Below are 24,522 nucleotides of genomic sequence, written 5' to 3'. Positions count from 1 at the left end.
TGGAACAAGCGGCGCGGCCCGGCCGCTGGCCCCCGCGAACGCCCGGTGAAGTCATCGGGCGTTTTGCTTTTCAGGCCCGCTATTCCCCCCTTGCCCGCCGACGCCACTCGAACAGGCCCATGCCGGCAAGCATCGCCAGCACGAACAACAGCGCCTTCGGCTGCAACAGGCCGACCCCGACCAGCGCCGGGCCGGGACAAAAGCCCGCGATGCCCCAGCCGATGCCGAACAGCAGCGATCCGATCACCAGAGGGCGGTCGATTTGACGCGATGTCGGCAAGCTGATCGGCTCGCCGGTCAGCGTCAGCTTGCGCCGGGTCGCCACGGCAAACGCGAAAAAAGCCACACCTATGGCGCCGCCCATGACGAACATCAGCGACGGATCCCAGGCGCCCGCCAAGTCGAGAAAACCCAGCACCTTGGCGGGATTGGCCATCCCCGACATTATCAGGCCGAAGCCGAAAATCAGGCCGGCCAGCAAAGCCGTTAATATAGGCATGCGCCCTCCCCCTAATTGAGTATCAAATGTCGGACCATATACGTGGCCGCGAATCCGGCCGCCATGAAGGTTATCGTCGCCACCAATGAACGGGGCGACAGGCGGGATAAACCGCAGACGCCATGGCCGCTGGTGCAGCCGGCGCCATATCGCGTTCCCACACCAACCAATAAGCCGGCGATTATAAGAATGCCGTAGCCGGCGTCGATTTGGATTGCCGGTAATTCCGTGATTAAACCGTAAATAAGTGGTGCACCGAGCAAGCCGCCGATAAAAGCGATTCGCCAGCCCGCGTCCCCGGCGACTGGCTTTAACAAGCCGCCGAGAATTCCGCTGATGCCGGCTATTCGCCCATTAAATAAAATTAACACGCTCGCCGCAACGCCAATTAGTATTCCACCGGCAAGCGATGCCCACGGCGTGAAGGATGGCCAATCAATAGACATCATTGCTCCTTTTAGGTTTAGGACGGCAACCCGGATTGGGTGTGTGGGTTTATACTATAGCACCTTGCTTTTCCCGGAGTGTCGCTACGCCAGATCTTGGCTATTACATGCTAACATTTGGCTTACTCACACACATTTCAGCCCCTGCACGCCTGTGAATCGCGATCTCGAAGCCATCATCCTCGCCTTGCAACGCGCCGCCGACCCGGCGCGCGCCATTCCCATGGCTGCCTATATGCGCGGTCAATTCGAGTTTCTCGGCGTCCCCACGCCGGCGCGCCGCAACGCTACCAGGGCGCTGTACCAGAATTTGAAACTGAAGACTGCGGATCAGATAACGGCGCTGGCCCAGGCATTATGGGATTATCCCGCCCGCGAATATCAATACGCGGCCATCGATTTGCTGGCCGCGCACAACAATAAACTCGATATTCAACATCTGCCGTTTTTGATCGGTTTGGTACAGTCAAAATCCTGGTGGGATACGGTCGACGCCATTGCCTCCGTCATCGGCAAGGTTTTGCGCTATCGGCACGACGGCATGGATCAAGCCATCGGCCATGAAAACATGTGGGTTCGACGGGTGGCGATACTGCATCAATTGGGGTGGCGGGATAAAACCGATCAGGCTTTGCTCTTTTCCTATTCCCTTCAGCGCGCGCATGAAAAAGAGTTCTTTATTCAGAAAGCCATCGGCTGGGCGCTCAGGGATTACGCGCGCCACGATCCGCAAGCGGTGCGGGCATTTATCTTGGCGGAAAAAGCCCGGCTTTCCCCCCTGAGTTATCGGGAAGCGAATAAGCATCTCGCCTCCGACATTTGAACCGCGCTTGGCACATCGCAGCTTCGCAGCGACGGCGATCGTGACCGTCAAGCGCCTTTGTGCTGGACGAAAATATAAAACAATAAAAAATGCACCTAACACAATGTTAGTGTTATTATTGCAATTACCTCACAAATTCTGTGAACGACCGGCATCCCCGCGTCGGCACGCCAGCTCTTATCTACATAACCAGGGGAAAATGATGATGATGAAGAAATCCAGTGTGATCGCGCTTGCTTTGTTGGCAATTCTTGCCGGCCAGGCCCACGCGCAGTTGGACCCGAGGCCGGCAGTCACGCCCGCCGACTACGCGCTCTTTAACGGTGACGGCCCTTGGACACTGGGCTACACCTTCAGGGCCGACCAGTCGGCGGCGGTGACCGCCCTGGGCGCGTTCGACTGGGACCATGATGGCTTCGCCGCCAATCATCAGGTCGGCTTGTGGGATGAAAACGGCAACTTGTTGGCCTCCACGAGCGTGGCCAGCAGCGATACGCTGATCGGTGATTTCCGCTACAACAACATTTCAGCTGTGAACCTGACCGCCGGGAGTGTCTACTACGTCGGCGCCAGCAACTTCGGCGTCGAAGATCCTTATGGCTATGACGGCACCGTCACCACGACCTGGGGCATCAGCTACCTCGGCTCGGCCTACGTCAACGGAAGCGGCCTGGACTTTCCCATATACCTGAGCGGCGCGCAGACCGGCTACTACGGCGGCAATCTGCTGGTCGCGGCCGTACCGGAACCGGAGACCTACGCGATGATGGCCGCCGGCCTGGGGCTGATCGGACTGGCGAGCCGCCGCAAACGGGCCCGCAACGCCGCCTAAGCTTCATCCGGGCGACACCGCACAAAAAAAGAGCCGGGTTATAAACCCGGCTCTTTTTATTTAGCCCACGAACTTGCGGGCATTGCGGAACATGCGCATCCAAGGCGAATCCTCGCCCCACGCCTCCGGATGCCAGGACTGCTGCACCGAACGGAACACGCGCTCGGCATGCGGCATCATCACGGTAAAGCGGCCATCGGCCGTGGTCACCGACGTCAAGCCCTGCGGCGAGCCGTTCGGGTTGAACGGATAAGCCTCGGTGGCCGCGCCGCGCTGGTCGACGAAACGCATCGCCGCTACCGCCTCGGCGATGTTGCCGGTCTGGGTGAAGTCCGCATACCCTTCGCCGTGGGCGATGGCGATCGGGGTTTGCGTGCCGGCCATGCCGTTGAAGAAGATCGACGGTGAATCGAGCACTTCCACCATCGCGAAGCGCGCTTCGAATTTCTCCGATTTGTTGGTGGTGAACTTCGGCCACGCATGCGCGCCCGGGATGATGGACTTCAGATTGCTCATCATCTGGCAACCGTTGCAGACGCCCAGGCCGAAGCTGTCGGTGCGCGCGAAGAAGCGGGCGAACTGCTCGGACAGCGCGGCGTTGAACAGGATCGTCTTGGCCCAGCCCTCGCCGGCGCCCAGCACGTCCCCGTACGAGAAGCCGCCGACGGCGATGATACCCTGGAAGTCGTCCAGCTTGACGCGGCCGGCGATCAGATCGCTCATGTGCACGTCGACGGCGTTGAAGCCCGCCTGGTGCATCACGTACGCGGTTTCGATGTGCGAGTTGACGCCCTGCTCGCGCAGGATCGCCACGCGCGGACGCACGCCGGTCGCGATGAACGGCGCGGCCACGTTCTCGGACAGGTCGAAGGTGATCTTCGGCGTCATGCCTGGTTCGGCTTCGTCCAGGATGCGGTCGTATTCGGCGTCGGCGCAGGCCGGATTGTCGCGCAGGCGGGCGATGCGCCAGCTCGTTTCGCTCCACAGGCGGTGCAGCGCGGAACGCGGCTGGTTGTAGATAATCTTGGCGTCGCGGGTGAATTCGATCACGCCACGGTCGTTCGGCTTGCCGATGATATGGCTGCACGCGCCCAGGTTGAAGGAGCGCAGCACGTCCATGACCAGCGACTTCTCGTCGGCGCGCACCTGGATCACGGCGCCCAGCTCCTCGGAGAACAGCGCGCGCAAGGTTTGCTCGTTGCGGCGTTCGGCGATCTGGCCGGCCCAGTTCTTGGCGTCGCCCTGGTCGGCGCCGTGGCCCTGTTCCAGGGTCAGGATGTCGAGGTTGATCGACAGGCCCGCGCGGCCGGCGAAGGCCATCTCGGTCAGGGTGCCGTACAGGCCGCCGTCGGAACGGTCGTGGTAGGCCAGCAGTTTGCCGTCCGCGTTCAACTGCTGGATGGCGGCGAAGAAGGCTTTCAGGTCTTCCGGGTTGTCGACGTCCGGCGTTTCGTTACCCAGTTGGCCCAGGACCAGCGACAGCGCCGAGGCGCCCAGGCGGTTCTTGCCGCGACCCAGATCGATCAGGATCATGGCGGTGTCGCCGGCATCGGTCTTGATCTGCGGCGTCAGCGATTTGCGCACGTCGTACACCGGCGCGAAGGCCGAGACGATCAGCGACACCGGCGAGGTGACGGCCTTCGAATCACCGTCGTCCTTCCAGGTGGTGCGCATCGACAGCGAATCCTTGCCGACCGGGATGCTGATGCCCAGCGCCGGACACAGTTCCATGCCGACCGCCTTGACGGTGTCGAACAGCGCCGCGTCCTGGCCCGGCTGGCCGCAGGCGGCCATCCAGTTGGCCGACAATTTGATGTCGGAGATGTCCTTGATCGGGGCGGCGGCGATGTTGGTGATCGATTCGGCGACGGCCATGCGGCCCGAAGCGGCGGCGTTGATGACGGCCAGCGGCGTGCGCTCGCCCATCGCCATCGCTTCGCCGAGATAACCTTCAAAGCTCATCGCGGTAACGGCGCAATCGGCCACCGGCACCTGCCACGGGCCGACCATCTGGTCGCGCACGGACATGCCGCCCACGGTGCGGTCGCCGATGGTGATCAGGAAGGACTTGTCGCCGACGGTCGGCAGCAGCAGCACGCGCTTGGCCGCCTCCTCCAGTTCGATGCCGGTCAGGTCGATCGCCGGGAAGTCGTTTTGCACGTGATGCGCGTCGCGCTGCATCTTCGGCGGTTTGCCCAGCAGGACGTCCATCGGCATGTCGACCGGCTCGTTGCCCAGCTCCGGATCGATCAGCTTCAGTTGACGTTCCTCGGTGGCGGTGCCGACGACGGCGAACAGGCAGCGCTCGCGCTCGCACAGCGCCTTGAACATCGGCAGGCTCTCCGGCGCGATGGCCAGCACATAGCGTTCCTGCGATTCGTTGGACCAGATTTCCTTCGGCGCCATGCCGCTTTCTTCCAGCGGGATCTTGCGCAGGTCGAAGATCGCGCCGCGCTTGGCGTCGTTGGTGATCTCCGGGAAGGCGTTCGACAGGCCGCCGGCGCCGACGTCGTGGATCGAGATGATCGGGTTCTTCGGACCGAGCTGCCAGCAGCCGTTGATCACTTCCTGGGCGCGGCGTTCCATCTCCGGGTTGCCGCGCTGGACCGAGTCGAAGTCCAGGTCGGCCGTGTTGGTGCCGGTCGCCATCGACGACGCGGCCGAACCGCCCATGCCGATGCGCATGCCGGGACCACCCAGCTGCACCAGCAGGCTGCCGACCGGGATGTCGTTCTTGTGCGTGTGCTGGCCGGAGATGTTGCCGATGCCGCCGGCGATCATGATCGGCTTGTGGTAGCCGAACACGGTGTCCTGGGCGCCGGCGAACTGCTTGCCGATATTCTGTTCGTAGGTGCGGAAGTAACCGCCCAGCACCGGACGGCCGAATTCGTTGCTGAACGCGGCGCCGCCGAGCGGGCCTTCGATCATGATCTGCAGCGCCGAGGCGATGCGGTCCGGCTTGCCATAGGCCTTGGCGGTCGCGCTGTCGCGGTAACCGGAAACCGGGGCGGTGACGTCGAGGTCGTTTTCCCAGGCCTGTACGGCGCCCGGCAGCAGCAGGTTCGACACCGTGAAGCCGGTCAGGCCGGCCTTCGGCTTGGCGCCGCGGCCGGTCGCGCCCTCGTCGCGGATCTCGCCGCCGGCGCCGGTGGAGGCGCCCGGGAACGGCGAAATCGCGGTCGGGTGGTTGTGGGTTTCCACCTTCATCAGGGTGTGCGTCAATTCGGTCATAGGCGCGTACTGCTGCGCCTCGCCCTGCGGGAAGAAGCGCATCACTTCGGCGCCTTCCATGATCGACGAGTTGTCGCTGTAGGCGACGATGGTGCCCTTCGGCTGCAACTGGTGGGTGTTCTTGATCATGCCGAACAGCGACTTCGGTTGCGCCACGCCGTCGATGGTCCAGTCGGCGTTGAAAATCTTGTGGCGGCAATGCTCGCTGTTAGCCTGCGCGAACATCATCAGCTCGACGTCGGTCGGATTGCGGCCGGCCTTGGTGAAGGCGGCGTCCAGGTACTCGATCTCGTCGTCCGACATCGCCAGGCCCAGGTCAGTGTTGGCCTTCTCCAGCGCGTTCTTGCCCATGCCGATCACGTCGACCGACTCCAGCGGCTTGGCATCCAAGGTACGGAACAAGCCGGCAGCCTCCTCCGACGAGCGCAGCACCGACTCGGTCATGCGATCGTGCAGCAAGGCGGCGACGGTGCGCACTTCCTCTTCCGACAGCTTCTTCGGCGCGCCGATGCTGCTGCCCAGAATGCCCGTCTTCAGGTTGATGCGGAAGGCGATGCCGCGCTCGACGCGCTTGACGTGCGCCATGCCGCAGTTGTGGACGATGTCGGTGGCCTTGGAGGCCCACGGCGAGATCGTGCCGAAACGCGGGATGACGAAGAACTCTTCGACCGCGCCCTCGGTGTTGTCGGCGTGGGCCGGCTCGCCGTAGGTCAGCAGCGCGCCAAGGCGGCCGGTGTCGTCGGCCGACAGCGGCTGGGCGGCGTCGATGAAGTGGACATAGCGCGCCTGGACGGCGGCGACGGACGGCAGCGCAGCTTGCAATTGGGTTAACAGGCGTTGGCTACGGAATGCGGACAGGGCGTTGGAGCCCGGCAGAATCAACATATTTGGAGGATGGTTGATGCAGCAAGGCTGCGGATTAAAGGGCGATGAGGCATGAGGCTAATTCTTGCAGTGTTCCTTTGCGCGCATTATACCCGTTAGCAGCCTCGCCATACAGCGCCATTTCCACCCAAAAACTGCCGCCAAAGCAACATTCAAGGGCGATTTGCCCAAGAAAACCCCTTCTTTGCGCGCCGGGCGCGGGGTTTCTGTAACATTTTTACTTGCCTTGGAGTATGCTAGGCCGAATAGGCAGGGGAACATAAGCAGGGGTTTGCATCATGGCAGAATATAGCGACTTATCGGTGCTCATCGTCGACCCGAACCCGGGTATGCGCGGCAGCCTGCACAATATGCTGAACCAGTCGTCGATCACCAAGATCGAATACGCGGTCAGCTCCGGCACCGCCATCCGGCAGTTGTCCAAAAAGCCCTACGACATCGTGCTGTGCGAATACGACCTGGGCAACGGCAGCGGCGAAGCCAATGGCCAGGACGGCCAGCAACTGCTCGAAGACCTGCGCCACCACAAGCTGATCGCCCAGTGGACCATCTTCATCATGCTCACCTCCGAGGGTGTCTACAGCAAGGTCATCGGCGCGGTCGAGCTGGCGCCGACCGATTACATCCTCAAACCGTTCACCGTCGATTCACTGCTGCAGCGCATCGGCCGCGCCGTCGAACGGCGCGAGGTGTTCTGGCCGGTGTACCAGCAACTGGCCGCCGGCAGCATCCGCAAGGCCATCACCAGCTGCAAGGAAGGCGAGGACAAGCATCCCCGCTACGCCAACGATTACGCCCGGCTGCGCGCCGAGCTGCTGGTATCGATCGACGACCTGGTCGAGGCCGAATTCGTCTATCAGACCATCCTGCTGACCCGCCCCACCGCCTGGGCCCACCTGGGCATGGCGCGCTGCCAGTTCGGGCTGCAGAAATTCGTCGAGGCGCAGCGCACCCTGGTCGACCTGCTGGAACAGCATCCGAAATTCATGGCCGCCTACGACCTGCTGGCGCGCACCCACGAAGCGCTGGGCCAGCAGGAGTCGGCCAAGAAGGTGCTGGAGGACGCGGTCGGCATCTCGCCCAACATGGTGCGCCGGCTGCGCCACCTGGGCGAGGTGGCGCTGGAGACGGGCGACGTCGGCGTCGCCGAGAAAGCCTTCAAGCAGGTCGTCGCCAAGGCCAAGTATTCCGAGTTCCGCGACCCCGAGGACCACGTCAAGCTGGTCAAGACCCTGGTCAAGAAAGGCGACGCCAACCAGGCCAGCGGCGTGATCCGCGACATGGAGCGCTCGCTGCGCGGCAACGCCAACACCGAGGCCTGCCGCGCCATCGCCGCCGGGATGGTGCAGGAAATGACAGGCAACCTGGCCGGCGCCGCGACCGAGCTGACCACGGCCGTCAACGCCATCGAGAACGCGCGCGGCCTGTCGACCGGCCTGAAGATCGGCCTGGTGCACAGCTGCCTGAACGTCAAGCTCGACCAGCAAGCGTCGAACGTCATGCTCAACCTGATGAACGACACCGACAGCGGCGTGACGATGGACGACGCCGTGCAGGTGTTCGAACGGGCCGGCCGCCACGACCTGGCGGAGGGCATGGGCGAACAGATCAAGATGCAGGTCGGGGAACTGCTGGCCGACGCGGCCGCGATGCGCGGCCAGGGCGACCTGCGGGCGGCGGTCGACACGCTCAACGCCGGCCTGCGCAAGGCGCCGGCCAACATGTCGCTGCTGCCGGCGGCGGCGTCGGCGATGTTGAAGCAGCTGGACGATCTGGGCTGGGAAGTGCCGCTGGCCGAGCAATGCGCCTATCTGCTGGAACGCATGCGCAAGATCGACCCGGCCCATCCGTCGCTGGAAGCGCTGCAGGCGCAGTACTATCACACCCAGCGCAAGTACGGTATCGCCACCACCGCCTGAGATGGGCGCAAGGCCCTCTTAACGGTAAAAAATCGGCGACGCCGGAAAATCCGACCAATGGCTGATCAGATACCACGACACGAAGTAAAGCCCGCATAAAACGAAGGCGGAAACGACCGCCGAGTTGGGCGTTCCGTGTCCGCGCAAGAGTCTGAAGAGCGTACGCATGGTTGTCTCGTCGTTGGACAAAAACAAACTGTACTGATCGCCTATCTTTTCAACAAGCGCCGAATGCGCGGTATCGCCGGACGCGCCCCGGGGTATCGCGTCCCGCCTCCGTCAGAGCGTGCATCCCCACGCGCCATGATGCCCCGCACCAATTTCCATTAGTAAATTTCTATTAGCGATTTGGTACCCAATATAGTAAAATTGGCATCTTTCACGATGATAGTGATTTATTTGCAATTTTACGGGGCCAGACATGAACAAGGCGGCGCATCGCGGCTTTCGCGCGGACATCAACGGGTTGCGGGCGTGGGCGGTACTCGCTGTTATCCTGTTCCACTTTAAAGTACGCGGCTTCAATGGCGGATATGTCGGCGTCGACATCTTTTTCGTCATTTCCGGATTTTTAATGACGGGCATCATCGCGCGCGCCTTGCAAGGCGGCGCGGCGGCCGCGCCGCTAGCCTTCCTGTGGCATTTCTTCCTGGCGCGCGGCAAGCGGATCTGGCCCGCGCTGATCGTCATGTGCGCCACGCTGTTCGTGGTGGGCTGGTTTGTCATGTCGCCGGAGGAATTCTCCGCGTACGGCGAACAGGCCCGCAGCGCCGTGTTGTTCTGGTCGAATATGAAATTCTGGCGCGAGACCGGCTACTTCACCGGCAACGCCCACGGCATCTGGCTGATGCACACCTGGTCGCTGTCGGTCGAATGGCAGTTCTACATGCTGCTGCCGGTGGCGATGCTGCTGACATGGAAAATCCGGCCGTCGCCGCGCGCGCTGCTCGCGCTATTGGTCGCCGGCGGCCTGCTGTCGCTCGGCCTGTGCCTGTACGTGGCCGCCAACAAACCTGGAACCGCGTTTTTCCTGCTGCCGTTCCGCGCCTGGGAGATGGTCGCCGGCGGCGTGGTGGCGCTGACGGCCATCCGTCCGCCGCGTTCCGCGGCGCTGCGCCACGGACTGGAGGTCGGCGGCCTGGCCCTGATCGCCTACGCCATCCTCACTTTCGGGCACCTGGTCTGGCCGCAATGGCGCGCGCTGGTGCCGGTGCTCGGCACGGTGATGGTGCTACTCGCGGCAAAGGAAAACTCCGTGCTCACCAACTGGGCGCCGCTGCGCTGGATCGGTGAGCGGTCGTATTCGATGTACCTGTGGCACTGGCCGCTGGTGGTCGGCATCTACCATTTCGGCGACAAACGCAATCTGGTCCTGACCGCCTGTTGCGTGGCGCTGACGTTCGTGCTCGGCCACCTGTCGTACGTGCTGGTCGAAACGCGGATGCGACGCCCGCTCGACGCCATGCCGCGCGGCGCCGGTTCGGCCGCGCTCGCCGCCGCCTGCGCGGCCATCGTGCTGCCCGGTACCCTGATCGCCCATCTGGGCGGCGTGCCCGCCCGCCTGTCCAGCGAAGCCCAGCAGATGTTCGCCGTCGCGGCCGAAAAGGACGATGGTTTCCCGGACTGCCGCATCATGGAACATGGCAACGACAAGGGCTGCGTGGCGGGCGGGCCGACACTGGGCGTCATCGTGCTGGGCGACAGCCACGCGGCCGCGCTGTTCGGCGCGGTCAAAAGCGCGCTGCCGCGGGCCGACATGGGGGCGTTGCGCTGGACCATGTCAGGCTGCCCGTCGATGCTGAACCTGCACAGCAGCAATGATGCGTCCTTCCATTGCGACCAATTCATGTCCTGGGTCATGAAACACCTGGCGACGGTGCCGGCGTCGGTGCCGGTGCTGATCATCAATCGCAGCTCGCTGTACATGCAGGGACCGAACGAGGATGACGCAGACGAGGACGTCACGGCGCCGGACTTCTACTTCAACCAGCACTACGCCTCGCGCAGCCCGGCGTTTTACCGCGAGGTGCGCCAGAACATGATCGACACCGCCTGCGCCATCGCCAGGCACCGCAAGGTCTACATGATGCGGCCGGTCGCGGAAATGCGGGTCCACGTGCCCAACGCGCTGGGCCACGCGATGGTGCTGGGCGCGGACAAGACGATTTCCATGCCGATGGACGAATACGCCAAGCGGCACGCGCTGGTATGGCAGGCGCAGGATGCCGCCCGCGACCAGTGCGGCGTCACCATCCTCGATCCACTGCCCTATTTGTGCGGCAAGGAGCGCTGCGACGCGCTGGTGAACCATCGCTCGATGTACTTCGACGACGATCACCTGAGCCGCTACGGCGCGGGTTTCCTGAAGCCGATGTTCTCGACGATGTTTGCGGCGCGGCGCGGTACCGACCTCTGACACGTCTGTTTTAGCGGTCCGGCTCGCCGTAGCCGCCGCCGCCGGGCGTTTCGATGACGAACACGTCGCCCGCATGCATATCGACCTTGCCGATATGGCCGACCTGCTCGACGCCGCCGCCGGCGCGCAGCACGGTGTTGCGCCCGAGCGCGCCCGGCTCGCCGCCGGCCATGCCGAACGGCGCGTGGATGCGGTTGTTCGACAGGATGGCCGCCGTCATCGGCTCCAGGAAGCGCACCTTGCGCACGCCGCCATCTCCGCCGCGCCAGCGTCCGGCGCCGCCGCTGCCGTGGCGGATCTCGTAGCCGTCCAGCCGCACCGGGAAGCGGAACTCCAGTATCTCGGGATCGGTCAGGCGCGAATTGGTCATATTGGTCTGCACCACGCTGGTGCCGTCGAAGCCGGGCCCGGCGCCGGAACCGCCGCTGATCGTTTCGTAATACTGATATTTGGCGTTGCCGAAAGTAAAATTGTTCATCGTGCCCTGCGCCGCCGCCATCACGCCCAGCGCGCCGTACAGGGCGTTGGTGATGCAGGTCGAGGTTTCGACATTGCCGGAGACGACCGACGCCGGATAGTGCGGATTGAGCATGGAACCGGGCGGGATGATCACCTTCAAGGGCTTGAGGCAGCCGGCGTTGAGCGGGATCTCGTCGTTGACCAAGGTGCGGAACACGTACAGCACCGCCGCCATGCACACCGCCGACGGCGCGTTGAAGTTGTTGTCCAGCTGGGCCGACGTGCCGGTGAAGTCGATCTCGGCGCCGCGATTGGCCTGGTCGACCCGCACGGCCACCTGGATCCGCGCGCCGTTATCGAGCGGCAGCGTGTAGGCGCCGTCCTTGAGCGAGCCGATTACCCGGCGCACCGCCTCCTCGGCGTTGTCCTGCACGTGGCCCATGTAGGCTTGCACCACGTCCAGGCCGAAGTGCGCGACCATCTTGCGCAGCTCGTCGACGCCCTTTTGATTGGCGGCGACCTGCGCGCGCAGGTCGGCCATGTTCTGGTCCGGATTGCGCGCGGGGTAGCGCGCGCCGGCCAGCAAGGCGCGCGTTTCGGCGTCGCGCAGGCGGCCGCCGTCGGCGCCGTCGACCAGCTTGAAATTATTGATCAGCACGCCCTCCTCCTCGATGACGCGCGAATCCGGCGGCATCGAGCCCGGCGTGGTGCCGCCGATGTCGGCGTGGTGGCCGCGCGAGCCGACATAGAACAGGATGTCCTCGCCCGCCTCATCGAACACCGGCGAGATCACGGTGACATCGGGCAGATGGGTGCCGCCATTGTACGGATCGTTGAGCATGTAGACGTCGCCGGCGCGCATCTTGCCGGCGTTCTCCCGCATGACGGTCTTGATGCTCTCGCCCATCGAGCCCAGGTGCACCGGCATGTGCGGCGCGTTGGCGATCAGGTTGCCGTCGGCGTCGAAAATCGCGCAGCTGAAGTCGAGCCGCTCTTTGATGTTGACCGAATAAGCGGTGTTCTGCAGCCGCAGCCCCATTTGCTCGGCGATCGACATGAACAGGTTGTTGAAGATCTCCAGCATCACCGGATCGGCGCTGGTGCCGATGGCGCGCCGCTCCGGCAGCGCCGCCACGCGCCGCAGCACCAGGTGGTCGTGCGGCGAGACCTCGGCCTGCCAGCCCGGCTCGACGATGGTGGTGGCGTTGGCCTCGGCGATGATGGCCGGGCCCTTGACGATGTCGCCGATGCGCGTGGCCGAGCGCTGATACAGGCTGGTCTGGCGCCAGCGGCCGCCCGAGTACATCGGCACGACGGCGTCCGGCGCCAGGCCGGAAACGCGGCGCGGCGCCGGCTCGACATGCTCGGCCGGGGCGTCGGACTTGCCGACCGCCTCCACCGACACCGCCTCGACGATCAGCGCCTTCGCTTCCATCAGGAAGGAATAGCGCTTGCGGTAGGCCGCCTCGAACTGGGACCTCATGCCATGGATGTTGTCGAACAGTACGATCAGCGCCGAATCGGTGCCCTCGTAGCGCAGATGCACGCGCCGTATCAACGTGATGCGCTCGTCGGCCACGCCCTGGTCGTACAGATCGTCGCATGCCTGTTCGCCCAGCGCGTCGAGGCGCGCGATCAGCTCCGGTTGCAGCGGCTCCGTCATGCGCTCCTCGACGGCGGCCTCGCGCATCGCGGTCTGGTCGGCCAGGCCCATGCCGTAGGCCGACATCACGCCGGCCAGCGAATGAACGAACACCGTCTTCATGCCCAGCGCGTCGGCCACCAGGCAGGCGTGCTGCCCGCCGGCGCCGCCGAAGCTGGTGAGCGTGTAGTCGGTCACGTCGTGGCCGCGCTGTACCGAGATCTGCTTGATCGCGTTGGCCATGTTGCCGACGGCGATCTCGATAAAGCCCTCGGCGACCTGCTCGGCGGTCGTCTCCAGGCCGGTCGCGGCGGCGATGTGCGCCGCCAGTTCGCGGAAGCCGGCCCGCACCGTCTCGGCGTCGAGCGCCTGGCGGCCGTCGCCGCCGAACAGGTGCGGAAAATGCTGCGGCTGGATCTTGCCGAGCATGACATTGCAGTCGGTGACCGCCAGCGGCCCGCCGCGCCGGTAGCTGGCCGGCCCGGGATTGGCGCCAGCGCTGTCCGGGCCGACGCGGTAGCGGCTACCGTCGAAATGCAGGATCGAGCCGCCGCCCGCGGCCACCGTGTGGATGCTCATCATCGGCGCGCGCATGCGCACGCCGGCCACCTGGGTCTCGAACACGCGTTCGAACTCGCCGGAGTAATGCGACACGTCGGTCGAGGTGCCGCCCATGTCGAAGCCGATCACCTTGTCGAAGCCGGCCAGCTTGCTGGCGCGCACCATGCCGACGATGCCGCCGGCCGGGCCGCTCAAAATACTATCCTTGCCCTGGAAGGCGCGCGCGTCGGTCAGGCCGCCGCTCGACTGCATGAACTGCAGGTTCACGCCCGGCATCTCGCGGGCCACCTGGTCGACGTAGCGCCGCAGGATCGGCGACAGGTAGGCGTCGACGACGGTGGTGTCGCCGCGCGCCACCAGCTTCATCATCGGGCTCGCTTCGTGCGACACCGACACCTGCGTAAAGCCGATCGCGCGCGCCGCCTCGGCCACCCGTTTTTCGTGCTCGTGGTAACGGTAGCCGTGCATGAAGACGATCGCCAGCGAGCGCAGGCCCTGGTCGTAGGCCGCCTGCAGGCCGGCACGGGCGGCGTCGAGATCGAGCGCGGTCACGGTGTCGCCGTGGGCGCCGACGCGCTCGTCGATCTCGATCACGTGTTGATACAGCAGCTCCGGCAGCACGATGTGGCGGTCGAACAGGCGCGGACGGTTCTGGTAGGCGATGCGCAGCGCGTCGCCGAAGCCGCGCGTGATGGCCAGCGCGGTTGGCTCGCCCTTGCGCTCGAGCAGCGCGTTGGTGGCCACCGTGGTGCCCATCTTGACGGCGCCGATCTGCGCCACGGGGATCGCCTTGCCCTTGGCGACGCCCATCATCTGGCGGATGCCGGCGATGGCGGCGTCGGCGTAGTGTTCCGGATTCTCGGACAACAGCTTCAACGTGCGCAAATGGCCGTCGGGCGGACGCGCCACGATGTCGGTGAACGTGCCGCCGCGGTCGATCCAGAATTGCCAATCCATGCCTGCCTCAAAACGCCTAGTGAAGCTTCTATTGTAGTGTGTGGGCGGCGCGCTTGGAAGCGCGTTCCTGCGGTGTCCAAACAAATTTTGATGCTAAGATGGCACCATGAACCCACTCTATTCCGTCGCCGAAATCCGCGCCATCGAACACGGCGCCGCAGCGGTGCTCCCGGACGGCGCGCTGATGCAGCGCGCCGGCCAGTCCGGCGCCAACGCCGCGCTCGACATGCTGCCGTTCTCCACCAACCACGCCAGGGTGCTCGTGCTTGCCGGTCCCGGCAACAACGGCGGCGACGCGCTGGAGGCGGCCGCCCATCTGGCCTACGCCGGCGCCAGCGTCACGGTGCTGCACTACCCGCCCACCGGCGAGCCCTCGATCGAGCGCCAGACCGCGCTGCAGCGCGCGCGCGTCAGCGACGCGTCGTTCGCCGAGCTCACCGATATCGACAATTCCGCCGAGGCGCTGGTGGCCGGCACCGACTGGAACCTGGTGGTCGACGGCCTGTTCGGCATCGGCCTGAAGCGGCCGCTGGACGGCGCGATGCGGGCGCTGGTGGAGGCGGTCAACCTGCTCAAGTGCCAGGTGCTGGCGCTGGACGTGCCCAGCGGCCTGGACGCGGACACCGGCGCCATCGTCGGCCCGGACGGCGTGGCCGTGCGCGCCACGCACACGATCACCTTCATCGGCGACAAGCCGGGCCTGCACACCTGCGAGGGCCGCGATTACGCCGGCTTGGTGGACGTCTCGCGGCTGGAGATCGACGCCGCCCTGTTCCCGCCGGCCAGCATGCATGTGAACGACGTCAAGTTGTTCTCGCGCCATCTGCGGCCGCGCCAGCACAGTTCGCACAAAGGCAGTTACGGCAACGTGGCTGTGATCGGCGGCGCGTCCGGCATGCGCGGCGCGCCGTTGCTGGCCGCGCGGGCCGCGCTGCACAGCGGCGCCGGCCGTGTCTACGCGCTGTTTGTCGACGAACCGCTGCCCTGCGACGCCGGCCAGCCGGAGTTGATGTGCCGTGCCGCCGGCGATTTCGATCTGGAGACGGCCACGCTGGTGATCGGGCCGGGGCTGGGGGCGTCGTCGGCGGCGGCCGGGCTGCTGGCGCGCGCCATCGCCTGCGACGGCGCCTTGCTGGCCGACGCGGACGCGCTCAATCTGATCGCGGCCACGCCGGCGCTGCGGGAGGCGCTGGCGGGGCGCAAGCAGCCGGCGGTGCTGACCCCGCATCCGCTGGAGGCGGCGCGCTTGCTGGAGTGTTCGGTCGCCGAGGTGCAGGCGGACCGGGTGCTGGCGGCGCGCGAGCTGGCGGCCGCGTTGAACGCGGTGGTGGTGCTGAAAGGATCGGGAACGGTGATCGCGGCGCCCACCGGCGGGGTTGTCATCAACACCACCGGGAATCCGGCGCTGGCGACGGCCGGAACCGGCGATGTGCTGGCGGGGCTATGCGGCAGCCTGATGGCGCAGGGCTGGCCGCAGTGGGAGGCGGCGCTGGGCGCCGTGTGGCTGCACGGCATGGCGGCCGATGTGCTGGTCGCCGACGGCGCCGGGCCAATCGGTTTGACGGCGGGAGAGTTGATACCGGCGATACGGGTGGCGTTGAACCGGATGGTGCAGCATCACGGGAGATGACGGTGATGCCGCCGCCAACGCCGCTTGTTAGACCAACCGCCCGGCCGCGATGGTGATGGTGCGGCCGCAACGCGCCGCCATCGACTGGTCGTGGGTGACCAACACCAACGTCGAACCATGCTGGCGGTTCAATTCAAACATCAATTTGATGACCGATTCGCCGGTCGCGGCGTCCAGGCTGCCGGTCGGCTCGTCGGCGAACAACAGCGGCGGCTCGGTGACGAACGCGCGCGCCAGCGCCACCCGCTGCTGCTCGCCGCCGGACAGATATTTGGGATAGTGCTTCAACCGGCTCGACAACCCTACCCGGTCGAGCATTGCCTCGGCCTTCTCGCGCGCATGCGTGGCGCCGCTCAATTCCAATGGCAGCATGACATTCTCGACCGCCGTCAAATGCGCCAGCAACTGGAACGACTGGAACACGAAGCCCAGCTTTTCCTTGCGCAGCGCGGCGCGGCCGTCCTCGTCCAGCGCGTAGATGTCCACGCCGTCGAGCACCACCTTGCCGGCGCTCGGGGTATCCAGGCCGGCCAGCAAACCGAGCAATGTGGACTTGCCTGATCCGGAAGCGCCTACAATGGCAAGCGTCTCGGCTTTTTGCACGGTAAAATCCACCTCGTGCAAAATCGTCAGTTCGCCACTGGCGTCGGCGACGCGCTTGGCCAGGCCGCTGACAGCGATGGCGGGGCTATCGAGCAGGGAGGCCGGCTCCACGGCAGCCGCCGTGCCCGCCGTGTTATAACCGCCGCCGGGACCATCCGGGACGAAATTGGAAGACGCTTTAGGGAAATCGGGCATGCGAAATGTATTGAGTAAGTTGGCAACAGATTTATCGAAGAAACTAAGTGTACACGTACTGGCCGCCCTGCTCATGTTGTCGGCAGCGGCGAGCGCCTATTCTGCACCAAAAACCGTGCTTGTGCTCGGGGACAGCCTGTCGGCCGAGTACGGCCTGGCGCGCGGCGCCGGCTGGGTGGCGCTGGCCGAGAAAAAGCTCAAGGACGAGAAGATCGACGCCGTGCTGGTCAACGCCAGCGTCAGCGGCGAGACCACCAGCGGCGGCCGCACCCGCCTGCCGGCGTTGCTGGCCAAGTATCAGCCGGCGCTGGTGGTCATCGAACTGGGCGCCAACGACGGCCTGCGCGGGCTGCCGGTCAAGGCCGCCGAGTCCAACCTGCGCGCCATGAACGAGGCCGCCACCAAGGCCGGCGCCAAGGTCATGCTGGTCGGCATGCGTATCCCACCAAACTACGGACGCGACTACTCCGACAAGTTCTTCGCCATGTATGGCACGTTGAGCAAAGAATTCAAGGCGCCGCTGGTGCCGTTCATGCTCGACGGGGTTGCCGACAAGACCCAGTTGTTCCAGGCGGACCGCCTGCACCCGCTGGCCCAGGCCCACCCGACTATCCTGGCCAATATCTGGCCCGTGCTGCAAAAAACCATCAAGGCAAAATGAAGTATCCGGAAATTCTCGGCATCGACGACGTGCTGCGTCAGTTGAACAGTTTCGATGCCATCATCGACGCGCGCAGCCCGTCCGAATACGCGCTCGACCACTTGCCCGGGGCCATCAACGCGCCGGTGCTCGACGACGAGCAACGCATCCGCGTCGGCACCATGTACAAGCAGGTTAATTCCTTCGAAGCCAAGAAGGTCGGCGCGGCGCTGGTGGCGGCCAATATCGCCAACCACATCGAGCGGCTGTGGCTGGACAAGCCGCGCGAATGGCGGCCGCTGGTCTATTGTTGGCGCGGCGGCAACCGCAGCGGCTCGATGGCGCACATCCTGGCCAAGATCGGCTGGCCGGTGGTGCAGCTCGACGGCGGCTACAAGGCCTTCCGCGCGCACGTCAGCGCCGCGCTGGAGGTGGCGCCGCCGCTGCGCTTCAAGGTCGTGTGCGGCACGACGGGCAGCGGCAAAAGCCGTTTGCTGGAGGTGCTGCACGCGCATGGCGCGCAGGTATTGGATCTGGAACAGCTGGCCGCGCACCGTGGCTCGGTGCTGGGCAACCTGCCCAGCCAGCCGCAGCCCAGCCAGAAGGCGTTCGAAACCAGCATCTGGGAGATCTTGCGGCGCTTCGACCCGGCGCTGCCGGTGTTTGTCGAGTCGGAGAGCAAGAAAGTCGGCAACCTGCGCGTGCCCACGGCATTGATGGAGACGATGCGGGCGTCGGACTGCATCTCGCTGACCTTGTCGCGCGCCAATCGCGTGCGGCTGCTGATGGAGGATTACCAGCATTTCCTGGTCAGCCCGGCATCGTTGAACGAGCAGCTGGAGCATTTGACGGCGCTGCACGGGCGCGAAACCATCACCCGCTGGCAGTCGATGTCCAACGGCGGCCAAATGGCGCCGCTGGTGGAGGAATTGCTGGAGCGGCACTACGACCCGGCCTACCTGCGCTCGATCGACCGCAACTTCGTCAAATTCGGCGAGGCCACGGTGCTGGAGCTTGACGATATCGACACAACCGCGTTCGACAAGGCGGCGGCGGAGCTGATCGCCACAGCGCGATAAACATCTCTACACCGCCTTAGGGATATTACGCTCGGCGACGGCTCAACGATGGCGGATTACGGCGTTCCGCCTAATCCGCCCTACGTGTCTCCATGGTCAGGCGATGGCGATGATGAAAGCCGACCACAAATCCCGATGACAGCGGACCACGGAACGCCGATTCGACGCGGAGACACGTAGGGCGGATTAGCGCAGCGTAATCCGCCATGTATCCGCCGCCGGAGACCCATCCGACAACCACCCACCGTAGTGCATCCCCCAAATCAGTGCATTCCCAAGCCCCGCTTGTAACAACTTTGTTACAAAGCGCCGCATGCCGATTTCCGCACAAAAAATCACCTCCACGGGCGGCCGCTCCGCCCAATCCGCTAAAGTATTTACATAGCTTTCAGTTTGCTATCTTGGCACACATCTTGCGATAAGGTAATTGTCCCTTACGCCAGTTTCATGCCGGCGTCCACCCACCACGAACCCAAAAGAAAACCCCGCGACGGGGTCTGGGGACACTTGCGCCTAAATTTTTTAAACCAGAAGGAGCGGCACCAATGAAGCATCCGATGCACACGAAAAAACGCCTGTTGACCCAAGCCGTACTGCTGGCACTGACCGCCGGCGCGGCCGCGAACGTCTTCGCGGCCGACGCCGATACCGCCGCCGACGCCGCAGCAGCCGCGGCGCCCGCCCCGGCCCCGGCCGCCGGCGACAACATCTCCGCCGTCATCGTCACCGGCACCCGGCGCGGCGGCCTGAAGGCCGTCGACAGCGCATCGCCGATCCAGGTGCTCGATTCCGGTTCGCTGGAACGCACCGGCCAGCCCGACCTGATCCAGGCGCTGGCGCAGAACCTGCCCTCCTTCACCGCCCAGGCCTTCGGCGGCGACACCGCCAACATGACCCTGTCGGCCCGCCTGCGCGGCCTGAGCCCGAACAATACCCTGGTGCTGGTCAACGGCAAGCGCCGCCACACAACCTCCAACCTGGCCGTGCTGGCAGGCCCGTTCCAGGGCGGCGCCGCGACCGACCTGAACTTCATCCCGGTGGCCGCCATCGACCACATCGAGGTGCTGCAGGACGGCGCCGCCGCCCAATACGGCACCGACGCAATCGCCGGCGTGATCAACATCATCCTCAAGAAGGATAGCTCGGGCGGCTCGCTGACCGGCACCGCCGGCCGCTACTTCGACGAAGGCGGCAAGACCGGCGACGCCAGCTTCAACATCGGGTTCGAGCCGAGCGCCAACAGCTACCTGAACCTGACCGGCGAAACCAAGTACCACGGCCACAGCATGCGCTCGGACATCGACCCGCGCGTGACCAACGCCGCCAACCTGGCGTCCATGCCGACCCTGACGCAGGCCGACGGCTACCCGTACGCCAACAAGATCTCCGGCGACGCCGCCTACCACCTGAACCTGCTGTCCCTGAACGGCGGCATCGACCTGGGCGGCACCGAGCTGTACACCATCGCCACCTATGGCAAGAAAGAGGCCGATTCGTTCCAGAACTACCGCGTGCCGAACCGCATTCCGCGCATGTACCCGAACGGCTTCAACCCGAAGCAGACCCTGGACGAGACCGACTACGGCTTCACCGGCGGCGCCAAGGGCGAGCTGGCCGGCTGGAACTGGGATTTGAGCAGCACCTACGGCAAGGACGAGGCCAAGATCGGCGTCAAGAACTCCGGCAACATCTCGCTGTTCAACGACACCGGCGCCTCGCCGACGTTGTTCCACGCCGGCACGTTCACCGCCACCCAGTGGACCACGTCGCTGGAGGTGAACCGCGAGTTCGCCGTCGGCTGGGCCTCGCCGCTGTCGGTGGCCGGCGGTGTCGAGTACCGCCGCGACGGCTACGAGATCGGCGCCGGCGACCCCGCCTCGCGCTACAAGGAAGGCTCGCAATCGTATCCGGGCTTCTCGCTGACCGACGCCGGCAAGCACGACCGCAACAACAAATCGGTCTACATCGACGTCGCCGGCTCGCCGATCGCCAATTTGAAGATCGACGTTGCCGCCCGCTTCGAGGACTACAGCGACTTCGGCAGTGCGCGCGTGGGCAAGTTCACGGGCCGCTACGACTTCACGCCGGCGTTCGCGCTGCGCGGCACGGTCAGCAACGGTTTCCGCGCGCCGACCATGGCTGAACAATACTACTCGGCCACCAACGTCTCGCCGACGCAGGCGTCGGTACAACTGGCGCCGAACTCGCCGGCCGCCGCGCTGGTCGGCATCAATGGTCTGAAACCGGAGAAATCGCAGAACTACAGCCTGGGGATGGTGTTCCATCCGGTGCCGAAAGCCACCGTCACGGTCGACGCCTACAGCATCAGCATCCACGACCGCATCGTCGGCAGCGGCACCTTGTTCGGGTCCGGCAACACGGTCAATTCGCCGGCGGTGGTGGCCGCCATCCGCGCCAACGGCAACATCCTCGACCCGACCGTCACGCGCACCGGCATCAGCGTGTTCTCGAACGCGGCCAATACCCGCAACAAGGGGATCGAGGCGGTGCTGTCGTACGGTAGCAATTTCGGCGACCTGGGCCGGGTGGACTGGTCGGCGGCGGCCAACTACAACAAGGTGACGGTGACCAAGGTCAACCAGGCGCCATCGCAGTTGCTGCCGCAGCGCCTGCTGGACCAGTCGGCCATCGCCTCGCTGGAGAACTCGTCGCCGAAGGTACGCGTCAACCTGGGCGGATTGTGGAAGAAGGGAGACTGGACGGTCAATCTGCGCGAATCGATCTACGGGCCGTCGTCGGGCTATAGTTCGCTCAACAACGTCACCTACTTCGAAACCAAGATCGATACCTTGTTCACGACGGATCTGGAGGTGTCGTATCGGGTGACTAAGGCGGTGACGGTGTCGGCCGGCGCCAACAACCTGTTCAACAAGTATCCGGACAAGGTAAATCGGGAGTATGTGGCGGCGGCGCGCGCGGCGCTGAACACGGCGGCGGTGACGCAGTATCCGTCGTTCTCGCCGATCGGGATCAACGGTGGGTATTATTACGCGCGGGTGGGTTACACCTTCTGATCGGCCCCACGAAAAAGCCCCGAACGTTTTTGGCGTTCGGGGCTTTTTTTCTTGCTGCGTTTGGCTTACTTTACTTCGGTGACCGCCGCGGTCTGGATCGGCTTGAGGATCTTGACCTTGGCGCGCTGCTTGAGCAACTGGATGTATTCATACATCTCTTGCTGCGCGACGATGGTGTTGATCTGCTCGGCTTCCGCTTTGCGGCGCTCGGCGTCCTGCTCGGCAGGCTGCTGCACCTTGCCGATGCGGTAGATGCCGTAACCCATGCCCGGCACGTCCACGCCGACGTACGCCGGCAGCTTGGTGGTGTCGGCCTTCATGACTTCCTGCATGGCCAGGCCGTTGATGCCTTCGGCCTTGGAACGCGAGACCAGCTTGGCCGCGCCGAAGCCGGCGGCGTCGCCCGATTTCTTGAACGCCGCCAGTTTGTCGGCGCCGGCCTTGGTGGCCAGCTTGCCGGCTTCTTCCATCGTCACGCGCTGACGGATCGCGGCATCGACCTCGGCCAGCGGACGCTTGGCGGCGGGCTTGAATTCGACGATGCGGCCGGCGATCAGGGTGCTTGGCGCGGCTTCGACGGCTTCTGTGTTGCGCTTGCTGCTGATCGAGTCGTTCGAGAACAGCGCGGCCAGGAACTTGGCGTTGTTGTACGGCGCCGGGCCGGCCATCGGCGATGGATTGCGCGAGACGTTGGCGGCGGTTTCGATCTTCAGGCCCAGCTTGTCGGCGACCGGCTTCAGGCTGTCGGATTGCTCGTAGACGGTGTTGGTGAACGTCTCAGCCATTTCCGAATACTTCTTGGCGGCCTTCTGCTTTTTCAGCGCCTCGGCCACTTCGGTCTTGACGGCGTCCAGCGGCTTGACGACGGCCGGCGTCAGCGCGCTGACGGTCAGCACGTGGAAACCGAACTCCGACTGCACGGCGTCGCTGATCTCGCCCTGCTTGAGCTTCATGACGGCCGCTTCGACCGGTGCCGGCAGCACGCCCTTGGTGACGATGTCCAGATCGCCGCCCTGCTCGGCCGATACCGGATCTTCCGACTTGGCCTTGGCGACCTTGGCGAAGTCGGCCGGGTTCTTGCGCAGCTCGGCGACAATGGCGTCGGCCTTGGCCTTGGCGGCGGCGGTCTCGGCGGCGTTGGCGCCTTTCTTCAAGGTGATCAGCACATGCGCGGCGCGGCGCGTTTCCGGCGTCGTGAAGGCGGCCTGGTTGGCGTTGTAGTAGGTGGCGACTTCGGCGTCGGTGACGGCGATCTGGCTCATCACGGCATCGCTGTTGAGGACCACGTATTCGATCTTGGCCTGTTCAGGCACTTCGAAGAACTTGCCGTTCTTTTCGTAGTACGCCTTGACCATTTCGTCGGTGACTTTGACCTGCGGCACGAAATCGGCGATCGGCAGCAGCAGTTCCTGCACTTCGCGTTCCTGCGCGCCGATGTCCGACAGCGTCTTGGCGACGGTGCGCGGGGCGAAGCCGGTGCTTTGCACCGAGCCGGCCAGCTGCTGCAGGGCCATGTCGCGGCGCATGCGGGCGTCGTTCATGGCCGGGGTCAAGCCCTGGGCGGCCAGGATCTGCTTGTAGCGCTCCATGTCGAAGGTGCCCGGGCCGCCGAACAGCTCGGTGATGGCCTTTTGCAGCTGGACGTCGCTGACGCTCAGGTTCGAACGGGTCACTTCGGCGGCGATCGCGCGTTCGGCGATCAGCTGGTCGAGCAGGTTCTGCTTGAATTCGGGGGTGTCGAACATCTTCTGGTCGAACTGCTCGCCCATGCGCTGGCGATAGCTGTCGAGCTGGTTGCGCAGCGCGTTGTCGAACTCTTGCTGGCTCACCGGTTGACCGGCGACTTTGGCGATCGTGGTGGCGTCGTCGCCGAAGCCTTTGTAGCCCTCGAGACCGACTAACGCGAACGAAGGGACGATGATGATCGCCAGGAGAATCTGCATCAAGCGTTGATGGGTACGAATAAATTCAAACATGGTCTGCCAATTCGGATTGAGTGGAACTTGCACATACAAAAAAGGCGAACTCGCGTTCGCCAATTCCGGTTGGCGGATTTTACAGTGAGGCACCCTCTATAGCAAGGGTAAATCATGACAGAACGGCACCGCCGCCGTCCGCCGCAACACCCCCGCCGCGCGCCCCTGTCCGCAGTCGATCGGCGGCGTGGACATATTCACCACAAAGTTAATATCGATTCACGATGCGGCTAATATAAAGCCGGGTTCGCGATATTCAAGTTGGGGCGGCGGAATAAACCCTTGGCGCAAAAGAAAAACCCCGCAGCTCATTATAAGCTGCGGGGTATCTTGTTCTTGGCGGAGCGGACGGGACTCGAACCCGCGACCCCCGGCGTGACAGGCCGGTATTCTAACCAACTGAACTACCGCTCCTTTGGGTCTGACTCATTTAGCATTTTGTTGGCGGAGCGGACGGGACTCGAACCCGCGACCCCCGGCGTGACAGGCCGGTATTCTAACCAACTGAACTACCGCTCCAACAAAACACTGGGCACTGCTTTTACTGCTTGCTGCTACCGCAAAACTGGTGGGCGGTGAGAGGCTCGAACTCCCGACCTAAGCCTTGTAAGGGCTCCGCTCTACCAACTGAGCTAACCGCCCGTTTTGCCGTTTTTTCATCAAGTGAGCCACTCATTTACATGAGCTGCTCACC

Annotated in this window: 14 protein-coding genes and 3 tRNA genes; 8 read left to right on the top strand and 9 right to left on the bottom strand. The window is 64.5% G+C overall.

The features are described 5' to 3' along the window. Positions 1-79: 79 nt before the first annotated feature. Together MRBLMU1_RS28975 and MRBLMU1_RS28970 are read right to left on the bottom strand one after the other, a co-directional pair. The gene (locus tag MRBLMU1_RS28975; RefSeq protein WP_363509386.1) at positions 80-499 is read right to left on the bottom strand and encodes a YeeE/YedE family protein; all 420 of its coding nucleotides are present in this window, start codon (positions 497-499) and stop codon (positions 80-82) included. Between the two features lie 11 nt (positions 500-510). Then, positions 511-945: a YeeE/YedE family protein gene (locus MRBLMU1_RS28970; RefSeq protein ID WP_363509622.1), complete on the bottom strand. Its 435-nt coding sequence runs from the start codon at positions 943-945 to the stop codon at positions 511-513. A gap of 154 nt (positions 946-1,099) precedes the next feature. Here MRBLMU1_RS28970 and MRBLMU1_RS28965 point away from each other — a divergent pair, with 154 nt between their 5' ends. Together MRBLMU1_RS28965 and MRBLMU1_RS28960 are read left to right on the top strand one after the other, a co-directional pair. Continuing rightward, entirely contained in the window at positions 1,100-1,768 is a 669-nt protein-coding gene (locus MRBLMU1_RS28965; protein ID WP_363509383.1) for a DNA alkylation repair protein, read from the top strand. Positions 1,769-1,967: 199 nt separating this feature from the next. After that, complete coding sequence (locus MRBLMU1_RS28960) at positions 1,968-2,600, top strand: FxDxF family PEP-CTERM protein (protein ID WP_363509380.1); 633 nt, start codon at positions 1,968-1,970, stop codon at positions 2,598-2,600. A 60-nt stretch (positions 2,601-2,660) separates the two neighbouring features. On the opposite strand, the gene purL is transcribed toward MRBLMU1_RS28960, so the two are convergent. Beyond that, a complete protein-coding gene (purL, locus tag MRBLMU1_RS28955) occupies positions 2,661-6,716 on the bottom strand; it encodes a phosphoribosylformylglycinamidine synthase (RefSeq protein ID WP_363509377.1) in 4,056 nt (1,351 codons plus the stop codon). A gap of 278 nt (positions 6,717-6,994) precedes the next feature. Between purL and MRBLMU1_RS28950 the strand changes: the two genes are divergently transcribed. Both MRBLMU1_RS28950 and MRBLMU1_RS28945 read left to right on the top strand, forming a co-directional pair. Next, positions 6,995-8,635 carry a response regulator gene (locus tag MRBLMU1_RS28950; RefSeq protein WP_363509374.1) on the top strand — a complete coding sequence of 547 codons (1,641 nt, stop codon included), beginning with the start codon at positions 6,995-6,997 and terminating at the stop codon, positions 8,633-8,635. Positions 8,636-9,056: 421 nt separating this feature from the next. Then, positions 9,057-11,051 carry an acyltransferase family protein gene (locus tag MRBLMU1_RS28945; protein ID WP_363509371.1) on the top strand — a complete coding sequence of 665 codons (1,995 nt, stop codon included), beginning with the start codon at positions 9,057-9,059 and terminating at the stop codon, positions 11,049-11,051. Between the two features lie 10 nt (positions 11,052-11,061). Here the strand turns inward: MRBLMU1_RS28945 and MRBLMU1_RS28940 are convergent, their stop codons facing one another. Next, positions 11,062-14,670 (bottom strand): hydantoinase B/oxoprolinase family protein, encoded by a 3,609-nt coding sequence (locus MRBLMU1_RS28940; protein WP_363509368.1) that lies wholly within the window; start codon positions 14,668-14,670, stop codon positions 11,062-11,064. A 106-nt stretch (positions 14,671-14,776) separates the two neighbouring features. Between MRBLMU1_RS28940 and MRBLMU1_RS28935 the strand changes: the two genes are divergently transcribed. Then, positions 14,777-16,300, top strand: coding sequence for an NAD(P)H-hydrate dehydratase (locus tag MRBLMU1_RS28935; RefSeq protein WP_363509365.1), 1,524 nt, complete (start codon positions 14,777-14,779; stop codon positions 16,298-16,300). A gap of 27 nt (positions 16,301-16,327) precedes the next feature. Here MRBLMU1_RS28935 and MRBLMU1_RS28930 read toward each other — a convergent pair whose 3' ends face one another. Then, a complete protein-coding gene (locus MRBLMU1_RS28930; protein ID WP_414646126.1) occupies positions 16,328-17,098 on the bottom strand; it encodes an ABC transporter ATP-binding protein in 771 nt (256 codons plus the stop codon). Here MRBLMU1_RS28930 and MRBLMU1_RS28925 point away from each other — a divergent pair. From MRBLMU1_RS28925 to MRBLMU1_RS28915, 3 genes are all read left to right on the top strand, one after another. Further along, complete coding sequence (locus tag MRBLMU1_RS28925; RefSeq protein ID WP_363509362.1) at positions 17,097-17,759, top strand: arylesterase; 663 nt, start codon at positions 17,097-17,099, stop codon at positions 17,757-17,759. The two genes, MRBLMU1_RS28930 and MRBLMU1_RS28925, sit on opposite strands and share 2 nt — an antisense overlap. Then, on the top strand, positions 17,756-18,817 hold the full coding sequence (gene mnmH / locus MRBLMU1_RS28920) for a tRNA 2-selenouridine(34) synthase MnmH (protein ID WP_363509360.1): 1,062 nt from the start codon (positions 17,756-17,758) through the stop codon (positions 18,815-18,817). The genes MRBLMU1_RS28925 and mnmH overlap by 4 nt, the downstream gene beginning before the upstream one ends. Before the next feature lie 557 nt (positions 18,818-19,374). Next, positions 19,375-21,852, top strand: coding sequence for a TonB-dependent receptor plug domain-containing protein (locus MRBLMU1_RS28915; protein WP_363509357.1), 2,478 nt, complete (start codon positions 19,375-19,377; stop codon positions 21,850-21,852). Positions 21,853-21,917: 65 nt separating this feature from the next. Here MRBLMU1_RS28915 and MRBLMU1_RS28910 read toward each other — a convergent pair whose 3' ends face one another. From MRBLMU1_RS28910 to MRBLMU1_RS28895, 4 genes are all read right to left on the bottom strand, one after another. Next, entirely contained in the window at positions 21,918-23,828 is a 1,911-nt protein-coding gene (locus tag MRBLMU1_RS28910) for a SurA N-terminal domain-containing protein (RefSeq protein ID WP_363509354.1), read from the bottom strand. Between the two features lie 337 nt (positions 23,829-24,165). Then, positions 24,166-24,242, bottom strand: a tRNA-Asp gene (locus MRBLMU1_RS28905). A 28-nt stretch (positions 24,243-24,270) separates the two neighbouring features. Further along, positions 24,271-24,347: transfer RNA gene (locus MRBLMU1_RS28900), tRNA-Asp, on the bottom strand. 47 nt (positions 24,348-24,394) lie between these two features. After that, a tRNA-Val gene (locus tag MRBLMU1_RS28895) sits at positions 24,395-24,470 on the bottom strand. Between the last annotated feature and the right edge of the window lie 52 nt (positions 24,471-24,522).

The sequence above is a fragment of the Burkholderia sp. LMU1-1-1.1 genome (genome assembly GCF_040675865.1).
In the GTDB taxonomy this organism is placed as follows: Bacteria; Pseudomonadota; Gammaproteobacteria; order Burkholderiales; family Burkholderiaceae_D; genus Rugamonas.
This window is presented reverse-complemented; position numbering and strand designations above follow the sequence as displayed.

What these genes read in the sequence shown, in the direction of transcription:
- MRBLMU1_RS28935 (WP_363509365.1), top strand. Translation starts at nt 14,777, where the DNA reads ATGAACCCACTCTATTCCGTCGCCGAAATCCGCGCCATCGAACACGGC.
- MRBLMU1_RS28970 (WP_363509622.1), bottom strand. Translation starts at nt 945, where the DNA reads ATGTCTATTGATTGGCCATCCTTCACGCCGTGGGCATCGCTTGCCGGT.
- MRBLMU1_RS28945 (WP_363509371.1), top strand. Translation starts at nt 9,057, where the DNA reads ATGAACAAGGCGGCGCATCGCGGCTTTCGCGCGGACATCAACGGGTTG.
- mnmH (WP_363509360.1), top strand. Translation starts at nt 17,756, where the DNA reads ATGAAGTATCCGGAAATTCTCGGCATCGACGACGTGCTGCGTCAGTTG.
- MRBLMU1_RS28940 (WP_363509368.1), bottom strand. Translation starts at nt 14,670, where the DNA reads ATGGATTGGCAATTCTGGATCGACCGCGGCGGCACGTTCACCGACATC.
- MRBLMU1_RS28925 (WP_363509362.1), top strand. Translation starts at nt 17,097, where the DNA reads ATGCGAAATGTATTGAGTAAGTTGGCAACAGATTTATCGAAGAAACTA.
- MRBLMU1_RS28975 (WP_363509386.1), bottom strand. Translation starts at nt 499, where the DNA reads ATGCCTATATTAACGGCTTTGCTGGCCGGCCTGATTTTCGGCTTCGGC.
- MRBLMU1_RS28910 (WP_363509354.1), bottom strand. Translation starts at nt 23,828, where the DNA reads ATGTTTGAATTTATTCGTACCCATCAACGCTTGATGCAGATTCTCCTG.
- purL (WP_363509377.1), bottom strand. Translation starts at nt 6,716, where the DNA reads ATGTTGATTCTGCCGGGCTCCAACGCCCTGTCCGCATTCCGTAGCCAA.
- MRBLMU1_RS28960 (WP_363509380.1), top strand. Translation starts at nt 1,968, where the DNA reads ATGATGATGATGAAGAAATCCAGTGTGATCGCGCTTGCTTTGTTGGCA.
- MRBLMU1_RS28930 (WP_414646126.1), bottom strand. Translation starts at nt 17,098, where the DNA reads ATGCCCGATTTCCCTAAAGCGTCTTCCAATTTCGTCCCGGATGGTCCC.
- MRBLMU1_RS28915 (WP_363509357.1), top strand. Translation starts at nt 19,375, where the DNA reads ATGCACACGAAAAAACGCCTGTTGACCCAAGCCGTACTGCTGGCACTG.
- MRBLMU1_RS28950 (WP_363509374.1), top strand. Translation starts at nt 6,995, where the DNA reads ATGGCAGAATATAGCGACTTATCGGTGCTCATCGTCGACCCGAACCCG.